The 17013-nt window shown below is 44.8% G+C and carries 14 protein-coding genes and 3 pseudogenes; 3 read left to right on the top strand and 14 right to left on the bottom strand.

Annotated features, from left to right (window positions below; all coding sequences use genetic code 11):
* Nucleotides 1-6: 6 nt before the first annotated feature.
* From pyrF to gyrA, 12 genes and pseudogenes are all read right to left on the bottom strand, one after another.
* Nucleotides 7-725: pseudogene (gene pyrF, locus ACMXYR_RS03255) on the bottom strand (orotidine-5'-phosphate decarboxylase).
* A gap of 16 nt (nt 726-741) precedes the next feature.
* Nucleotides 742-882 carry a hypothetical protein gene (locus ACMXYR_RS03250; protein WP_415903627.1) on the bottom strand — a complete coding sequence of 47 codons (141 nt, stop codon included), beginning with the start codon at nt 880-882 and terminating at the stop codon, nt 742-744.
* A 47-nt stretch (nt 883-929) separates the two neighbouring features.
* A complete protein-coding gene (locus tag ACMXYR_RS03245) occupies nt 930-1937 on the bottom strand; it encodes a tetratricopeptide repeat protein (RefSeq protein ID WP_415902894.1) in 1008 nt (335 codons plus the stop codon).
* Between the two features lie 27 nt (nt 1938-1964).
* A complete protein-coding gene (locus tag ACMXYR_RS03240) occupies nt 1965-2237 on the bottom strand; it encodes a lipopolysaccharide assembly protein LapA domain-containing protein (protein ID WP_415902893.1) in 273 nt (90 codons plus the stop codon).
* Between the two features lie 19 nt (nt 2238-2256).
* Nucleotides 2257-2551 (bottom strand): annotated as a pseudogene (gene ihfB / locus ACMXYR_RS03235) (integration host factor subunit beta).
* A gap of 40 nt (nt 2552-2591) precedes the next feature.
* Nucleotides 2592-4291, bottom strand: a pseudogene (gene rpsA, locus ACMXYR_RS03230) (30S ribosomal protein S1).
* A 31-nt stretch (nt 4292-4322) separates the two neighbouring features.
* Complete coding sequence (gene cmk, locus ACMXYR_RS03225; protein WP_415903626.1) at nt 4323-5012, bottom strand: (d)CMP kinase; 690 nt, start codon at nt 5010-5012, stop codon at nt 4323-4325.
* Nucleotides 5012-7228 (bottom strand): bifunctional prephenate dehydrogenase/3-phosphoshikimate 1-carboxyvinyltransferase, encoded by a 2217-nt coding sequence (locus ACMXYR_RS03220; protein ID WP_415902892.1) that lies wholly within the window; start codon nt 7226-7228, stop codon nt 5012-5014. Before ACMXYR_RS03220 ends, cmk begins: the two co-directional genes overlap by 1 nt.
* Entirely contained in the window at nt 7225-8331 is a 1107-nt protein-coding gene (hisC, locus tag ACMXYR_RS03215) for a histidinol-phosphate transaminase (protein ID WP_415902891.1), read from the bottom strand. The genes ACMXYR_RS03220 and hisC overlap by 4 nt, the downstream gene beginning before the upstream one ends.
* 11 nt (nt 8332-8342) lie before the next feature.
* On the bottom strand, nt 8343-9434 hold the full coding sequence (gene pheA / locus ACMXYR_RS03210; protein WP_415902890.1) for a prephenate dehydratase: 1092 nt from the start codon (nt 9432-9434) through the stop codon (nt 8343-8345).
* 26 nt (nt 9435-9460) lie between these two features.
* Nucleotides 9461-10543, bottom strand: coding sequence for a 3-phosphoserine/phosphohydroxythreonine transaminase (gene serC, locus ACMXYR_RS03205; RefSeq protein WP_415902889.1), 1083 nt, complete (start codon nt 10541-10543; stop codon nt 9461-9463).
* A gap of 72 nt (nt 10544-10615) precedes the next feature.
* A complete protein-coding gene (gyrA, locus tag ACMXYR_RS03200; RefSeq protein ID WP_415902888.1) occupies nt 10616-13204 on the bottom strand; it encodes a DNA gyrase subunit A in 2589 nt (862 codons plus the stop codon).
* 195 nt (nt 13205-13399) lie between these two features.
* Between gyrA and ubiG the strand changes: the two genes are divergently transcribed.
* From ubiG to ACMXYR_RS03185, 3 genes are read left to right on the top strand one after another with little or no spacing between them, the layout of a single operon-like run.
* Nucleotides 13400-14125 (top strand): bifunctional 2-polyprenyl-6-hydroxyphenol methylase/3-demethylubiquinol 3-O-methyltransferase UbiG, encoded by a 726-nt coding sequence (gene ubiG, locus ACMXYR_RS03195; protein ID WP_415902887.1) that lies wholly within the window; start codon nt 13400-13402, stop codon nt 14123-14125.
* Between the two features lie 2 nt (nt 14126-14127).
* On the top strand, nt 14128-14808 hold the full coding sequence (locus tag ACMXYR_RS03190; RefSeq protein ID WP_415902886.1) for an HAD family hydrolase: 681 nt from the start codon (nt 14128-14130) through the stop codon (nt 14806-14808).
* Between the two features lie 19 nt (nt 14809-14827).
* Complete coding sequence (locus ACMXYR_RS03185) at nt 14828-15568, top strand: YciK family oxidoreductase (protein WP_415902885.1); 741 nt, start codon at nt 14828-14830, stop codon at nt 15566-15568.
* 71 nt (nt 15569-15639) lie between these two features.
* Here ACMXYR_RS03185 and rluB read toward each other — a convergent pair whose 3' ends face one another.
* Together rluB and ACMXYR_RS03175 are read right to left on the bottom strand one after the other, a co-directional pair.
* A complete protein-coding gene (gene rluB / locus ACMXYR_RS03180; RefSeq protein ID WP_415902884.1) occupies nt 15640-16470 on the bottom strand; it encodes a 23S rRNA pseudouridine(2605) synthase RluB in 831 nt (276 codons plus the stop codon).
* 115 nt (nt 16471-16585) lie between these two features.
* Entirely contained in the window at nt 16586-16981 is a 396-nt protein-coding gene (locus ACMXYR_RS03175) for an H-NS family nucleoid-associated regulatory protein (protein ID WP_415902883.1), read from the bottom strand.
* Nucleotides 16982-17013 lie beyond the last annotated feature (32 nt).

Here is a 17013-nt window from a genome sequence, read left to right as displayed (position 1 = left end):
CTAAAGCTACGAAAGCAACGGTGCTAATTCAGCATCGATTTTAGCTAGTGCGTCTACAGGCGAATCTGCTTTAGTAATTGGGCGACCAATCACTAGGTAATCACTGCCTGCTTTTAATGCATCAGACGGTGTCATAATACGCTTCTGATCGCCAACATCCGCATCCGCAGGTCGAATGCCCGGTGTTACTAGTTTGAATTCTTCGCCGATCACTTGGCGTAATGGCGTTACTTCCTGCGCAGAACAAACTACACCATGCAGACCACTTTCTTCAGTTAACTTAGCCAAACGCTTCACATGCTCTAACGGCTCAATATCTAACCCTAAATCGCGCAGGTCACTGCGCTCCATACTGGTTAGTACAGTCACACCGATTAACAACGTCTCAGAACCATTAACTTGCCTTGCTCAAGCTCGTTGCGAGCAGCTTCCATCATACGGCGGCCACCCGAAGCATGAACATTGACCATCCATACGCCTAGTTCGGCAGCTGCGCGAACGGCTTTAGCCGTAGTATTCGGGATATCATGAAATTTCAGATCTAGAAAAACATCAAAACCTAAGCTCTGAAGTGTTTCTACAATAGCCGGACCACTTCGTGTGAATAACTCTTTACCAACTTTTACACGGCATCGAGTCGGGTCCAACTGCTTAGCCATTGCCAAAGCCTGATTTTGATCAGGGTAATCTAGTGCAACAATGACTCTTTTTTTATCCAATAACATATAAGTTCTCTAAAATTTATTCGCCTTCCAAACCTTGAATAGGCTTAGTCGTGCCCCAGCTTTTACATGATGGGCACTGCCAGGAGAGCGTTCTGCCTGAAAATCCACAACTATTACAACGGTATACGGGTTTTGAGAGCTCTAACTGTCCTGTCAGACCACGTAATACCTTTAAGCTATCCTTCGCACTATCTGAGCCATATTCTATTCTATATGAAGATCGATCAGACTATTAAATCCTTTTACTGATGGACGACGCTTTAATTCTTCAGTAATAAAACTGCCAGCTGCATAAACACCTCTTTCCTGTTTAACATGCTCAGCAAGAGCAATCAGCACTGTCGTTGAGGGAGAATGCGCTAAGCAGCTACGTAAGTATTCTAGGTGATCTTTATGATCTCCTGTTCTCTCATAACATTCCCTCAGCAGAGGAATCGTTTCGGATACAAATAAACGGTCTTGTTTTGATACTTTTTTAAGATGTTTTATCGCCTGCTTCCACTGTTCAGACTTCATTGCGATCTGAGCTTTTAACAAGCTTACACGAACATTTTTCGAATCAAATTGCTCTGCATCTTTGAGATACTCAGCCGACGCTTTGATAAGCTTTTGCTGTAATGCCATGTCAGCTAATTCACAGCAGTAATGCGCTAACTCGTTATTTAAATCACGTCTTTCATCCGTTGGGAGTTTATTCGCTGTAACTAAAGCTTCTTCCCACTCACCTTCTTTCTCATAGAGCTTAATTAACAGATTGAGCGCTTTACTGTGGATGCGTTTAGGGGAAGGAGATTTAATAATTTCCTGTAAGAGATTTTCAGCTCGGTCCAACAAGCCCACAGAATAATAGTCATTCGCTAGCGCCATCTGAATCCGCATAAAATCATCCCGATCCAAATTGGGGCGCGCTAGAAGGTTTTGATGGATCTGTATCGCTCGATCTACATCACCTTTACGGCGAAAGAGCTTTGCTAAAGACAGGTGGGCTGGAATGGTATCTGAATTGATCTCTAAAGCACGGATAAAGCTTTCAATCGCCTCATCCATTTTCTCATTCAAAAGATAATCTAAACCGGTAAAGTATTCGTGGCTTAGATTCGTTTGGGGAGGCGTAGGTTTTGACTGCTTATCACGCCTGCCTAGCAACCAGCCAATGCCGATCGCCAGAACAAACGGAATTAAAAGAAAAGCGTTGTCGAGATTAAACGGCATCTTTCAGGCTGGATACTCGCAACTGATCTAGCTCTTTTTGTGTACTAGCCTAGCAATTTTACGGCGCGCAGAGCCCAAACGAGTTTTTAACATCACGATAATCATTGTACTTAGCGCTCCACCGATAAGAGCACCCGCAACAAATGTCGCTACTAGCCAAGTACCTAAACTAAATTCTGGTAGCTGCAGAAAAACAAGATTAATCGCAACCTGATCTGTGTTGTTAATCACTAACATTAAACCAATAAATAGTGCCAAAAACGCTAAAACAACGAAGATCAATTTTTTAACTAAACGCACCGGATTAAACCTCAATTACCTAATTTTGAATTGAATCATTTACCTGTTCACGCAACTCTTTACCTGGTTTGAAGTGCGGAACATATTTAGCATCAAGCGCTACAGACTCACCCGTTTTTGGGTTACGGCCTGTTCTAGGCGCTCGATAATGTAGTGAAAAACTACCAAATCCTCTGATTTCTATACGATCACCTTGAGACAAAGATTCTGTCATGTGATCTAGCATCGTCTTCACGGACAGCTCGATATCCTTCACCGACAATTGCTCATGTCGATCGATCTACTAGTACTTCAATCAGTTCAGATTTCGTCATACCTCTACTCCTTTGCTCGTGGACCGTACATTCTGCCTAGTTACTCAGAGTCACTTTTATTCATCTGAGCCTTAATTAAATCACCGATAGTCGTTGGGCCTGATAGCGTCGTTTCAGACTGTTGACTGATTTTATCCAGAACTTGTTTCTCTTGCTCTGCCTCCATCTGCTTGATGGAGAGCGAAATAACTCTGTTTCTACGATCAATCTGGCTGATCATAGCCTCAACTTCATCTCCAACGCTAAAATGATCTGCTAGATTATCTATGCGCTCTCGAGACACATCGGAGATTCTTAGTACCGCTTCAACACCTTCTGCCACGGTTACACTTACCGCCTTGTCAGCAATGTCAGAAACTGTACCTTTTATAACTTTTCCTTTGCCATGACTCGCAGTAAAACTACTAAATGGATCTTCATCTAGTTGCTTAACACCCAAAGCGATTCTCTCTCGTTCTGAATCAACCGAAAGCACCACCGCTTCTAAGAGTCATCGCCTTTTTTCAGTGTTTTAACAACATCCTCACCGTTGTCATCCCACGACAAATCGGATAGATGCACAAGGCCATCGATACCACCTTCTAGGCCAATGAAAACACCAAAATCGGTTATTGAACGGATTTTACCACTTAAGCGATCACCTTTTTGGAATTTAGTCGCAAATTCTTGCCAAGGGTTAGCTTTGCATTGCTTCATACCTAAAGAGATACGACGACGCTCTTTATCGATGTCTAATAACATCACATCGACTTCGTCTCCCACTTGAACAACTTTAGATGGGTGAACATTTTTATTAGTCCAATCCATTTCAGAAACATGGATCAAACCTTCAATACCTTTTTCGATCTCTGCGAAACAACCGTAATCAGTAAGATTCGTCACTTTGGCTTTCGCTTTGGTGCCGATGTCGTAATTAGCAATCAGCTGTGTCCACGGATCTTCTGTTAACTGCTTAACCCCGAGCGAAACACGGTTGCGTTCTTTATCAAAACGCAGCACCTGCACATCTATGCTTTGCTTTCACCAACCGTTAATACTTCACTTGGATGCTTAACACGTTTCCAAGCGATATCAGTGATATGTAGCAGGCCATCAACACCGCCAAGATCAATAAATGCGCCATAGTCGGTAATGTTTTTTACAACGCCTTTAACAACAAGGCCTTCTTTCAGTTCTGAAAGCAGTTTTTCACGCTCAACACTGTAAGCCGCCTCAAGAACAGCACGACGTGAAACAACAATGTTATTGCGCTTGGCATCGAGCTTAACCAATTTAAACTCGAGTTCTTGGTTTTCTAAGTGGCTGGTATCTCGAAGAGGACGGACATCGACTAAAGAGCCCGGAAGGAATGCCTGGATATTTCCAAGCATAATCGTTAGGCCACCTCGGACTTTACCCGAGATGTGCCCTGTTACAATTTCATCAGATTCGTAAGCTTTCTCAAGCTCTGCCCAAGCTTCTGCTCGTTTCGCTTTATCACGAGAAAGCTGGGTAGAACCGAAGCCGTCTTCGACAGCTTCTAATGCGACTCTGACTTCAGAACCAACCAACATCAATTGTCAGCTCACCAGAGTCATCAATAAACTGCGACCGCGGGATAACACCTTCTGATTTGAGACCTGCATTGACGATGACAAAGTCATCCTCAATCGCAATTACTGTACCCGTTACGATAGCGCCTGGCGCCATCTCCAACTCTTGAAGGCTCTCTTCAAATAGTTCAGCAAAGCTCTCGCTCATATCTGTATCCCGCTTTGTCGTTATGACACTATCAGCGAAGCCCTTTATGCCTCGCTGCATCCATTACAGCGGCTAGGACCTCTTCGATTGACATCTTAGTCGTATCAAGAATTACTGCATCCGCCGCGGGCTTAAGAGGAGCAACAGGACGATTCATATCACGGTCGTCTCGTGCCTGAATATCCTCCAATATAGCTTGAAGACTAGCACCCAGTCCCTTGTTTATCAACTGGTTATAACGTCGTACAGCGCGCTCCTCAGCACTGGCATCTAGATAGATTTTGAGTGGTGCTTCAGGAAAAACAACGGTTCCCATATCACGACCATCTGCAATAATCAACCCTGGCATTTCAGCAAATGCACGCTGACGCTCTAAAAGAGCATCACGAACCGCTGGAATAGCTGCGACAATCGAAGCATCCTTTCCTACAGTTTCAGTACGAATGGCGTCGGTAACTTCTTCGCCTTCCAGAACGATCTGAACGGTATCGTCATCACGAGGAATAAACTGCACATTTAAGTGCGCAGCTAAAACGACCAGCGCTTCTTCATCATCGAGGTTTACACCATGATGATTGGCTGCAAGACCCAGTAGGCGGTATAACGCACCACTATCTAACAGCTCCCAACTTAACTCTTTCGCCAATAACTGGCATATAGTTCCTTTACCCGATCCACTGGGACCATCAACGGTAATTACGGGGACTTGTCCGTTAGACATCATCCCTCCTCCTTCTCTACCTTTATTCCTGCAGTCTGTGCTAGCTCAACAAAGCTAGGAAAAGACGTAGCTACGTTTGCACAGTCATTAATAGTGATTTCGCCTGTAGCACGCAAAGCAGCCACACAGAAAGACATCGCAATACGGTGATCATCATGGCTCTCTACAACACCGCCACCAATCTCACCGCCTCGGATGATCGCACCATCTGGCGTACCTTCGATATCAACACCAAGTGCTTTAAGACCATCAACCATGGATTGAATTCGATCACTCTCTTTAACGCGAAGCTCTTCAGCACCAGATACGATTGTTGTACCTTCAGCACAAGCTGCAGCGATAAATAGGGCAGGGAACTCATCAATTGCCAAAGGAACTTGGTCTTCAGGAATATGAATACCTTTGAGCGGCGCATAACGAATACGGATATCAGCAACAGGTTCGCCACCGACTTCACGCTCATTAAGTAATTCAAGGTTCGCACCCATTAGGCGTAGGATGTTGATAATGCCTACGCGTGTTGGGTTTATACCAACGTGCTCTAGGGTCAAATCAGAACCTGGAGCGATAGCCGCTGCTACCAAGAAGAATGTAGCGGAAGAGATATCAGCAGGCACATCGATGCGAGTGGCATGCAACTGACCACCCGATTTAACTGCTGCTTTAGAGCCATTTTGCTCTACAGGATAACCAAACCCCGTAAGCATACGCTCGGTATGATCACGTGTCGGTGCAGGCTCTGTTACAGAGGTTTCACCTTCAGCGTAAAGACCAGCTAATAGCAAACAAGACTTAACCTGAGCACTCGCCATAGGCATATCATAATGAATGCCTTTTAGCGCCTGACCGCCTTTAATCTTCATCGGTGGGCGACCATTTTCAGCGGTTTCGATCTCTGCTCCCATCAAACGAAGCGGATCAGCCACACGGCCCATAGGGCGCTTAGTCAAAGATGCGTCGCCAGTAAGCTCAGAATCAAATTGCTGTGCTGCCAATAAACCAGATAGCAAACGCATTGATGTACCGGAGTTACCTACATATAGAGGCCCAGGAGGTGCACTTAAGCCATTAACACCTACACCGTAGATAGTTACATTGCCATCATCGGGACCTTCAATAACCACACCCATATCACGGAATGCTTGCAAGGTCGCTAAGCTATCTTCACCTTCAAGGAAGCCTGTAACTTCCGTAACACCATCAGCTAGAGAACCCAACATAATGGAGCGATGCGAAATAGATTTATCACCTGGAACTCGAATTTTACCACTTACGCTGCCGCCAGGCTGGGCACGAAAGGTTACTAATTGATTACTCATATCTTGTGAATATGCCGTACCAGAAAGGATTCTTGAAAAATGTTCTCGTGCAGCTCGTGCGCGCGTGAAAGTGCCTAACATAGTCTCACTATCACCGCACTCAATCGCTGCTCTTAGCTTTGCTAATCCCGATGTATATCGATCTAACTGCGCTAGCAAAGCGTCTCTATTTGCTAAACAGATGTCGTGCCACATTGTCGGGTCACTACCGGCTATCCGAGTAAAATCACGGAAGCCTCCAGCTGCATAGCGGAAAATATCAGTATTATTACCTTGTTCCTGAGCCAGAGTATCCACTAAGGAAAACGCCAGCATGTGTGGGAGATGACTGGTTGCCGCCAACACTTCATCATGCTTTTCTACGTCCATAATCAGCACTTCTGCACCAGTGGACGCCCACATTTCAGTAAACACCTTAACAGCGTAAGATGAAGATTCTGCTATAGGCGTTAGAATAATTTTGTGCTGTTCAAATAGATGTTCATCCGCTGCTGCTACACCGCTTTTCTCAGAACCAGCAATTGGGTGACCCGGTACAAAACCAGAAGGCACTTGATCAAAGACTCGCTTAGCCGCTTCGACCACATTAGCCTTGGTACTACCTACATCTGTAATCAATGTTTCTTCAGCGATAAATGGCGCAATATCCACCAGCACCTTTTCCATCGCTTTTACAGGCACTGCTAAAACAATAATATCCGCCTGACTTACAGCATCCGCTAGGCTATCGGCAGCTACATCGATCACTCCGCTACTTAAACCTAACTTTGTCTCTTCTGGGTCACGATCAAAACCAATAATCTGTCCGCAGCAACGGTTCTGACGAAGCACTTTTGCTAAAGAACCGCCGATTAAACCTAACCCGATAATAAGTGTATTTTTGATACCTTGACTCAACGTTTCTCTACCACTTGTTGTAATGCTTTTAGGCAACGTTCATTTTCATTTTGTAAACCAATGCTGATGCGCAAGTGATTTGGCATTCCATAATTCGCCACAGGCCTCACAATAACACCCTGCTCTAGCATTGATTGGTAGATAGGCGAGGCATCCTTAGCCAGATCTATTGTAATAAAATTTCCTACCGATGGGATAAATTCCAATCCCAACTTGGCCAAACCTGACTGATAAAAAGCCATGCCTGCAGCATTAACTTCTATAGCTTTAGTTAGATGTTCTTGATCTGATATAGCTATTTCCGCAGCAGTAAGCGCCAGGTTATTCACATTAAATGGCTGCCTTACCCGGCTTAACAGATTTGCTATATCGTTGTTTGAAACCGAGTAACCGACACGTAAGCCAGCCAAACCATAAGCTTTAGAAAAGGTTCGCGTAACGATTAGATTCGAAAACTGCTTCTGCAAACTCAAACTATCCGGAAAGTCTTCAGCTTCCACATACTCCGTGTAAGCTTCATCCAAAACTACTAAGACAGTTTCTGGTACTTGAGCTAAAAACGTTTCTAACTGCCCTTGGGTTAAATATGTACCCGTCGGATTGTTAGGATTAGCAATAAAGATCATACGAGTATTTGGAGTTAATCGCTCCAACATCGCATCAAGATCGTGCCCCCAATCTTTGGCCGGAGCCACTACAGCTTTAGCCCCAATTGCTTGAGTCACCAACGAATAAACGACAAAAGCATATTCCGAATAGATAACCTCATCATCTGAGGTTAGAAAAGCACGAGCAATAAGCTCCAACACATCATTGGAGCCATTACCTAAAGTAATCTGCTCCGACTGGCAGCTTAGAGAGTCAGCCAGGGCCAACTTCAATCTGTAACCGCCGCTATCTGGATAAAGATTTATGCCTGTCAGTTTATCTTGAAGAGCTGTGATAACTTTAGGTGAGGCACCTATTGGGCTTTCATTACTTGCCAGCTTCACCACATCAGTTAAGCCAAGCTCTCGCTCTAACTCTTCTGGTGGTTTGCCTGGCAAATAGGGGTGCAGATTTTGCACCCCTAGTGAAGCCAGTGAAAAGAAATCACAACTCATCGATATGCCTCTTAAAGCACCGCGCGTGGGTATGAGCCTAAGATTTTCAGCTCAACACTTTCTTTGGCTAACTCAGCCAGCGCCTTAGCAACGAGCTGATCTTCGCTATGCCCTTCGAAATCGATATAGAACATAGACTGTTTTGCAGAAGATCTGGTTTCTACTCGTGTCAGACTAATTTGTGAACGATGGAAAGGTTCTAACAACTGATACAAGGCACCTGGTGCGTTAGGCACAGAGACCAAAATAGATGTTTTATCATCGCCGCTAGGACCAACATCCTGATCACCGATGATCAAGAAACGCGTTGAGTTATCCGCCTGATCTTCGATATTGCTAACAGCAGCTTCAAGCTCATAAAGTTCTGCAGCCATGTCACCTGCAATAGCGGCATAACCTTGACCTTCTTGCTTAGCTAAACGAGCAGCTTCTGCGTTAGAACTGACTGCAACCTTCTCAATATGCGGATAACGCGCATCTAACCAACTACGGCTTTGCGCTAGGGACTGCTCATGGGAATAGATCTTGAAGATCTCATCCAAGCTATCACCTTTGTTGACCAATAAATGAAGGTGAACTGGAACTTCCACTTCTCCACAAATTTTAAGATCGAACTGTTTAAACAGATCAAGCGTGCTACTAACAACACCTTCCGAAGAGTTCTCGATTGGGACAACACCGTAATGAGCACCACCAGACTGCACTTCGCGGAAGACATCTTTCGACGATTGCATCGGAAGATTGTGGGCAGAGTGACCAAAATGCTTCATTGAAGCCTGTTGGGTAAACGTACCTTCAGGGCCAAGAAAAGCTACTCGCATTGGCTCTTCTAACGCCAAGCAAACAGACATTACTTCACGGAAAAGACGTGCAACTTCTTTATCAGGCAATGGACCTTCGTTACGCTCCATCACAGCGCGCAATACCTGAGCTTCACGCTCAGGGCGATAAAATACAGCCGCCGCTTCACCTTGATGTTTCTGTTTAACTTCAGCTACACGTTGAGCACATTTAGCACGCTGATTCAGAAGCTCATGAAGCTGACCATCTATAGAATCGATCTGGTCACGTAAAACACGTAACTCTTTTTCTTGTTCACTCATACTCTTCTCATTTTCCGCAAATGATTTTAAGCGTGTTGCTTTTCAAACTGCTGCATAAACGCGATCAACGCATCTACTGCTTCCTCTGGGACAGCATTGTAGATGCTCGCTCGCATACCACCTACAGAGCGATGCCCCTTAAGGTTCAATAAACCCGATTCTTCTGCTTGTTCTAAGAACAGTTTATCCAAAGCATCATCAGCCAAAGTAAATGGCACGTTCATCCAAGAGCGGTTAGCTGACGCCATTGGGTTTGCATAGAAATCACTGGCATCAATCGCTGCATACAGCTTTTCTTGTTTACGCTGGTTAGCCGCTTGCATCGCAGCTACACCACCTTGGGCTTTTAGCCATTTAAAGACTAATCCAGCCAGGTACCAACCATACGTTGGTGGTGTATTACACATAGACTCAGCATCTGCATGCACTTTGTAATCAAACATTGTTGGTGTACCGGCAACAACATCACCTAACAAGTCTTCTCTAACGATCACAACAGTCAAACCTGCTGGACCAATATTCTTTTGCGCGCCAGCATAGATCAAACCAAACTGGTTCACATCGATCTCGCGAGACAAGATTGTAGAGGATAGATCCGCAACTAGAGGAACATCTCCAGACAGAGGCACATAATCAAACTCCAAGCCACCAATCGTTTCATTTGGTGTGTAATGCAGATAAGCAGCTTCTGCATTTAGCTCTAACTCGCTTTGGTTCGGAACAGCAATAAAACCGTTACCTTCGCTAGATGCAGCAATACGCACATCACAATAACGAGACGCTTCTTGGATCGCTTTTTTCGACCAGATACCGGTATTAATATAGTCAGCCGTAGTTTTGCCGCGCAGTAAGTTCATAGGAATCATGGAGAACTGCGAGGTAGCCCCACCTTGAAGGAATAGAACCTTATAGTTACTACCAATTCCCATCAGGTCACGTAAATCCTGCTCTGCTGCTTCAGCAACCGAGACAAACTCTTTACTGCGGTGACTCATTTCCATAATGGAAAGGCCTTTACCGTGCCAGTCTAGAAGTTCCTCTTGAGCCTGCAGCAATACTTCACTTGGTAAACCAGCAGGACCTGCACTGAAATTGTACTTACGTGTCATAGACTTATCTTCACCCTACTTAAAGTCACATATAAAAAATGCGGCACATTCGCGCCGCACTTGAGGTAGAAATTATTCCTCTGCAGTGGTCGGGGTTTCCGCCTCTGCATCCGTCTCTACCTGTTCTTCCTCGTCCGGCTCTTCTATCCGAGCAACGCTTACTAAGCGCTCTTCATCACCAACGCGAATCAGAGTCACACCTTGCGTATTTCGTCCAAGTTCTGAGATCTCATCCCCGCGCGTACGCACTAAGGTACCCTGATCACTGATCAGCATGACATCATCACCATCGAAGACTTGAACAGCACCCGCTAGGGCACCATTTCGATCAGAGCATTGCTGTGCAATAACACCCTGACCACCACGGCCTTTCACTGGGAAATCATCAACAGCAGTTTTCTTACCATAACCATTTTCAGAAGCGGTCAAAATTTTACCGCCCTCTTGAGGAATGATTAGGGAGATAACCTTAACGCCGTCATCCATCTTAACGCCACGTACACCACGCGCTGTACGGCCCATAGGACGCACATCTTCCTCACGGAATCGCATAGATTTACCTGCACTTGTCATCAACATGACATCGTCTTCACCATTGGTAATTGCAGCACCAATTAGATGATCATCATCTAACAGATCAAGAGCAATCAGACCACTAGTACGCGGACGGGAGAAGTTAGTCAGTGCAGTTTTCTTAACAGTACCAGAAGCCGTCGCCATAAAGATAAACTTATCTTCTTCGTAGCTACCTACAGGCAAGATCGTACTGATGCGCTCGCCTTCATCCAAAGGCAAGATATTTACAATCGGACGACCACGTGCTGTGCGGCTTGCAACTGGGATTTCAAATACGCGTAACCAATAAACTTTACCGCGATCCGTGAAGCACAGAATCGTATCGTGGGTATTCGCAATCAACAGATGCTCGATGAAATCTTCATCTTTAATCGCTGCTGCTGACTTACCTTTACCACCGCGACGCTGAGATTGGTAATCGGTCAACGGCTGAGTTTTCGCGTAGCCACCGTGAGATATAGTTACCACCATATCTTCTTCAGTGATCAGATCTGCAACTGTCAGATCTTTACGAGAAGCAGTAATTTCAGTACGGCGCTCATCACCATATTCTTCCAAAATCGCTTCAAGCTCTTCACGAATCACTTCCATTAAGCGCTCGTGAGAACCAAGAATTTTTAGAAGTTCAGCAATACGTTCTAACAGTTCTTTATATTCAGCAATCAGTTTTTCATGCTCAAGACCTGTTAGACGGTGCAAACGTAACTCTAGAATTGCTTGAGCCTGAACCGGAGAAAGATTGTACTTACCATTGCGTAAGCCATACTGCTCTTCCAGATCTTCAGGACGACAAGCATCTTCACCTGCACGCTCCAGCATCTGTATTACATCACCTGGCGCCCAAGCCTCTGCGATCAAACGTTCTTTCGCTTCAGCTGGGGTTGGTGAAGTTTTAATCATTTCAATAACAGGATCTATGTTTGCAAGAGCAATCGCTAGACCTTCAAGAATATGACCACGTTCACGCGCCTTACGTAGAAGGTAAACAGTACGGCGAGTAACGACTTCACGACGGTGACGAATGAAACATTCAAGCGCTGTTTTCAGATCAAGGATCTTTGGCTGACCATCAACCAAAGCAACCATATTGATACCAAACACTGACTCCATCTGCGTCTGAGCAAACAAGTTATTGATAACCACATCTGGCATTTCACCACGACGTAGTTCAATAACAATACGCATGCCGTCTTTATCAGACTCATCACGAAGCTCTGTAATACCTTCAATCTTCTTATCTTTAACTAGCTCAGCAATCTTTTCGATTAAGCGCGCTTTGTTAAGCTGATAAGGGATTTCAGTAATGATTAGAGAAGGCTTGCCGCTCTTTTCATCTTCTTCAACATGATGTTTAGCACGCACATAGATGCGGCCACGACCTGTACGGTACGCCTGTAGAATACCTGCACGACCGTTAATAATACCGCCTGTTGGGAAATCAGGACCTGGAATAAATTCCATTAGGTCATCAACAGACAGGTCTGAATTTTCGATCAGCGCAATACAACCACGAACCACTTCAGACAAGTTATGCGGTGGAATATTCGTTGCCATACCAACCGCAATACCAGAGGAACCATTTACTAGCAGGTTAGGTACTCGGGTTGGTAAAACTTCTGGAATCTTTTCCGTACCGTCATAGTTATCAACAAAATCGACGGTCTCTTTCTCTAGATCTGCCAACAGCTCATGGGAGATCTTATCCATGCGGATTTCGGTATAACGCATCGCAGCGGCGGAATCGCCGTCGATCGAACCAAAGTTACCCTGGCCATCTACCAGCGTATAACGCATGGAGAAATCCTGAGCCATTCGAACAATAGTGTCGTATACCGCACTATCACCGTGCGGGTGGTATTTACCGATTACATCACCTACCACACGGGCAGATTTTTTATATGCTTTATTCCAGTCATTGCCCAATTCATTCATCGCAAACAACACGCGACGGTGAACCGGTTTAAGGCCATCGCGCGCATCTGGCAACGCACGGCCGACGATTACGCTCATTGCGTAATCAAGGTAAGACTGCTTCAGTTCATCTTCGATGTTAACTGGCAGGATTTCTCTGGCTAAATCACCCATTCCCTATCCTTGAATCACTCTCACAACGGAAGGTTTCCGCGGATATTTTTAACCGCGGGAGTATATCACATTTCCTACAATGGAATCCTGAAAAAATAAGAGGTTATACAATTAAAGTTAGAGATGCGCGATCAACTGTTTTTCAACACCTCAGCAATGGTAGAATGCCAGCAAATACTTTGAAGCAAAAACATCATGACTCAGCCAGAAAACAGCACTCAAGCAAACGTTGATCCAGCAGAAATCGCAAAGTTTGAAGAACTTGCCAGCAAATGGTGGGACAAAAACAGCGAATTCAAACCACTCCACGACATCAACCCGTTACGCGTTGGTTATATAGATCGCATTGCGCATCTGGCCGAGAAAAAAGTATTAGATGTCGGTTGTGGTGGCGGCATCTTGTCCGAATCCATGGCTCAACGCGGTGCAACCGTAACAGGCATTGATATGGGCGCAGCTCCACTAAAAGTTGCCAAATTACATGGCTTAGAAAGCGGCGTTAATGTCAGCTACAAACAGATCCCCGTTGAAGAGCTAGCAGCTGAGCAACCGGAATCTTATGATGTTGTTACCTGCATGGAGATGCTGGAACATGTTCCCGATCCATCTTCAATCGTTCAAGCCTGTGCCAAACTTTGCAAACCGGGCGGCAAAGTCTTTTTCTCGACACTCAATCGCAATCCAAAAAGCTACCTTTTCGCGATCCTTGGCGCAGAGAAAGTACTGAAATTAGTTCCTGAAGGCACTCATGATTTCAAAAAGTTTATTCGCCCTTCTGAACTTGGCAACTGGATCCGTCAAAGCGGCTTAAAGAATATCGACATGTGCGGTATGACATATAACCCACTGACGAAAACGTACAGCCTTCATCCATCAGATGTCGATGTGAATTACATTATCGCTACCACCAAACCAGAGTAATCATGTCCGATAAACCAGCTTCAGTTTTATTCGATTTAGATGGCACGCTAATAGACACCGCACCGGACTTTCACTGGGTTGTTAACACCCTATTAAAAGAAGAAGGTCGTGATAAAATAAGCTACGAATATCTTCGCGGTTGCGTCTCTCATGGGGCCAGAGCTATGGTTGGGGCTGCTTTTAATCTAAAAGAAGGTGAAGCCGACTTTGACCGACTACACCAGCGAATGCTTAGCATTTATCTTGAACATCTTGATGTAGATAGCCAACTCTTTTTTGGTATGGCCGAATTTCTAAATTGGCTTGAAGAGCACGACATACCTTGGGGTGTTGTCACCAACAAACCAGAGCTCTACACCACACCAGTAATGCAAGGGCTACAACTGAGCGATTCAGCCAAAAGCGTCATTTGCCCAGACCACGTTAAAGACAAGAAGCCAAACCCAGAAGCACTTTTCTTAGCCTGCAAAGAGATCGATTGCGATCCTGAAAGCAGCATCTATGTTGGCGACCATATTAGGGATATCGAAGCAGGCAATCGCGCCGGCATGCTAACCATCGCAGCCGAGTACGGTTACATAGATGAAGGCGACGACCCTAAAAATTGGCAAGCCGATCACCAGATATCCAGTGCAACAGAGCTCAAGCCACTGCTACAATCTCTATACACCGCTTTACGTTAATGATTAGGAACAGATCACTATGTTTGAATACCAAGCCCCTGCAGACTTATTAAAGGATAAAGTTATTCTGGTGACTGGCGCTGGCTCAGGCATAGGCCGTACGGCAGCAATGACCTTTGCCGCTCACGGCGCAACCGTCATTCTTCTTGGCCGCACACTAGAAAAACTTGAAAATGTTTATGACGAGATTGAAGCCGCAGGTTATCCACAACCCGCGCTTGTTCCACTCAATCTAGAAAGCGCACAAGAACATGATTACATTGAGCTAACCAACACACTCGATCAAGAATTTGGCCGAATCGATGGCATTCTTCACAATGCCAGCATCTTAGGCGTGCGAACACCGATTGAAAGCTACGATCCTGTAATTTGGCAGCAAGTGATGCAAGTAAATTTAAATGCACCATTTATGCTAACCCAAACCCTTATGCCACTTTTACAACAGTCAGATGATGCATCGGTTGTTTTCACATCATCAAGCGTAGGACGTCAAAGCAAAGCATACTGGGGTGCTTATGCTGCATCTAAATTTGCGACTGAAGGCCTGATGCAGACACTAGCAGATGAGACCAGCGGCATTTGCAATATTCGCGCTAACTGCATCAATCCAGGTGCAACTAGAACACAAATGCGCTCCGATGCTTACCCAGCTGAGAATCCTCAATCAGTGACTGCACCAGAAGACATTATGCCGGTCTACCTATATCTAATGGGCAAAGACAGCGCAACCGTCAATGGTCAATCGCTAGACGCTCAATAATTGAATAGAAATAAAAGACAATAAAAAAGCAGCTCTAAGCTGCTTTTTTATTGTCTAAATTTACTTCGTAACTAGCTACCTTCTTGACGACGTGCCTTCTGCTTCTTGTAACGACGTTCGTATTTTTGCTTTTCATCAGCCGTCATTCTTGCGCCACGCTTAGGCTTAAGCTCAAGCATTTTAGAAAGAGAATTAACCTCTTTACCAGTCATCTCTTTCCATGTGCCCGACTTAACATCACTAGGCAAGAAAATAGGTCCAAAGCGAACACGTTTTAGTCGGTTAACCTGAATCTCTTGCGATTCCCACAAGCGACGAACCTCTCGATTACGCCCTTCCATCACTACACAGTGGAACCACTTATTGGCCCCTTCACCATCAAAGAACTGCACATCGGTAAAACGGGCCATGCCATCTTCTAACAAAACACCCTCTTTTAGACGGGACAAAATGCCGTCATCAACATTACCCAAGACACGAACAGCATATTCACGATCAATTTGAGCAGACGGATGCATCAATGCATTTGCTAGCTCACCATCGGTAGTGAACAACAACAAACCGGATGTATTAATATCGAGTCGACCTATAGCAATCCAACGCCCCTCTTTTAAAGGCGGCAAATGCCTAAACACTGTAGGCCTACCTTCTGGGTCATGGCGCGTACAGATTTCACCCACTGGCTTATTATAAATAAGCACTCTACGCTCAGCCTGTTTATCAAATATCAACTGTACAGGCTGGCCATCAACTTCAGCCGTATCACCTTCAGAGATTCGATCTCCTAAGGTAGCAATTGAGCCATTTACTGCAACTCGACCTTCTTTAATCCAACGCTCCATCTCACGACGTGAGCCTATTCCGGAGCGCGCCAATACTTTATGTAACTTTTCGTCAGTCATACGACGCACCTACAAATATGCTAATTAAGATAATAGGCATTAACTAATTTAATACCTTTTAAATAAAAAAGCCCTTTCATAAAAGAAAGGGCTTCTATTAAACCGCAATCTTATTTTAAATGAGACAGTCTTCTTTAGTAAATCCTTTATCGAAATAAGCCTGAAAAGCCAACGGGGTACGGCCACGACCAGACCACTCGTGAACTTCACCGTTATCATCTTCAATACGGTATTTAGGCTGCACCTTTTTCTTAGGCGTGCTTGCAGCTTCACCAATCAATCCCATTAGATCATTTAGATCTACACCTGCGTCCTGCATACTTTGGCGAATAGCTTCAATTTTTGCTGCTTTTTCCTGCTCAGCTGCCTCTAACGCCTCTTCTTCAACGCGCTTATCTTCAGCAATAACAGTTAAATCAGAAATCACTTTTTCTAGTTCAGAAACAGATAATTCCTGACATTGTTTACGCAAAGAATTTTTACGCAATAGAACTTTAAGAAAATCAGACATTTCGAAACCACCAAAATAAAAGTCATAAAGCA

It is taken from the genome of Neptuniibacter sp. QD29_5 (assembly GCF_047778125.1).
Classification (GTDB): Bacteria; Pseudomonadota; Gammaproteobacteria; order Pseudomonadales; family Balneatricaceae; genus Neptuniibacter.
Note: the sequence above shows the minus strand (reverse complement) of the source record. Positions and strands in the feature narration are given on the sequence as shown.

What these genes read in the sequence shown, in the direction of transcription:
- ACMXYR_RS03245 (WP_415902894.1), bottom strand. Translation starts at nt 1,937, where the DNA reads ATGCCGTTTAATCTCGACAACGCTTTTCTTTTAATTCCGTTTGTTCTG.
- cmk (WP_415903626.1), bottom strand. Translation starts at nt 5,012, where the DNA reads ATGTCTAACGGACAAGTCCCCGTAATTACCGTTGATGGTCCCAGTGGA.
- hisC (WP_415902891.1), bottom strand. Translation starts at nt 8,331, where the DNA reads ATGAGTTGTGATTTCTTTTCACTGGCTTCACTAGGGGTGCAAAATCTG.
- pheA (WP_415902890.1), bottom strand. Translation starts at nt 9,434, where the DNA reads ATGAGTGAACAAGAAAAAGAGTTACGTGTTTTACGTGACCAGATCGAT.
- serC (WP_415902889.1), bottom strand. Translation starts at nt 10,543, where the DNA reads ATGACACGTAAGTACAATTTCAGTGCAGGTCCTGCTGGTTTACCAAGT.
- gyrA (WP_415902888.1), bottom strand. Translation starts at nt 13,204, where the DNA reads ATGGGTGATTTAGCCAGAGAAATCCTGCCAGTTAACATCGAAGATGAA.
- ubiG (WP_415902887.1), top strand. Translation starts at nt 13,400, where the DNA reads ATGACTCAGCCAGAAAACAGCACTCAAGCAAACGTTGATCCAGCAGAA.
- ACMXYR_RS03190 (WP_415902886.1), top strand. Translation starts at nt 14,128, where the DNA reads ATGTCCGATAAACCAGCTTCAGTTTTATTCGATTTAGATGGCACGCTA.
- ACMXYR_RS03185 (WP_415902885.1), top strand. Translation starts at nt 14,828, where the DNA reads ATGTTTGAATACCAAGCCCCTGCAGACTTATTAAAGGATAAAGTTATT.
- rluB (WP_415902884.1), bottom strand. Translation starts at nt 16,470, where the DNA reads ATGACTGACGAAAAGTTACATAAAGTATTGGCGCGCTCCGGAATAGGC.
- ACMXYR_RS03175 (WP_415902883.1), bottom strand. Translation starts at nt 16,981, where the DNA reads ATGTCTGATTTTCTTAAAGTTCTATTGCGTAAAAATTCTTTGCGTAAA.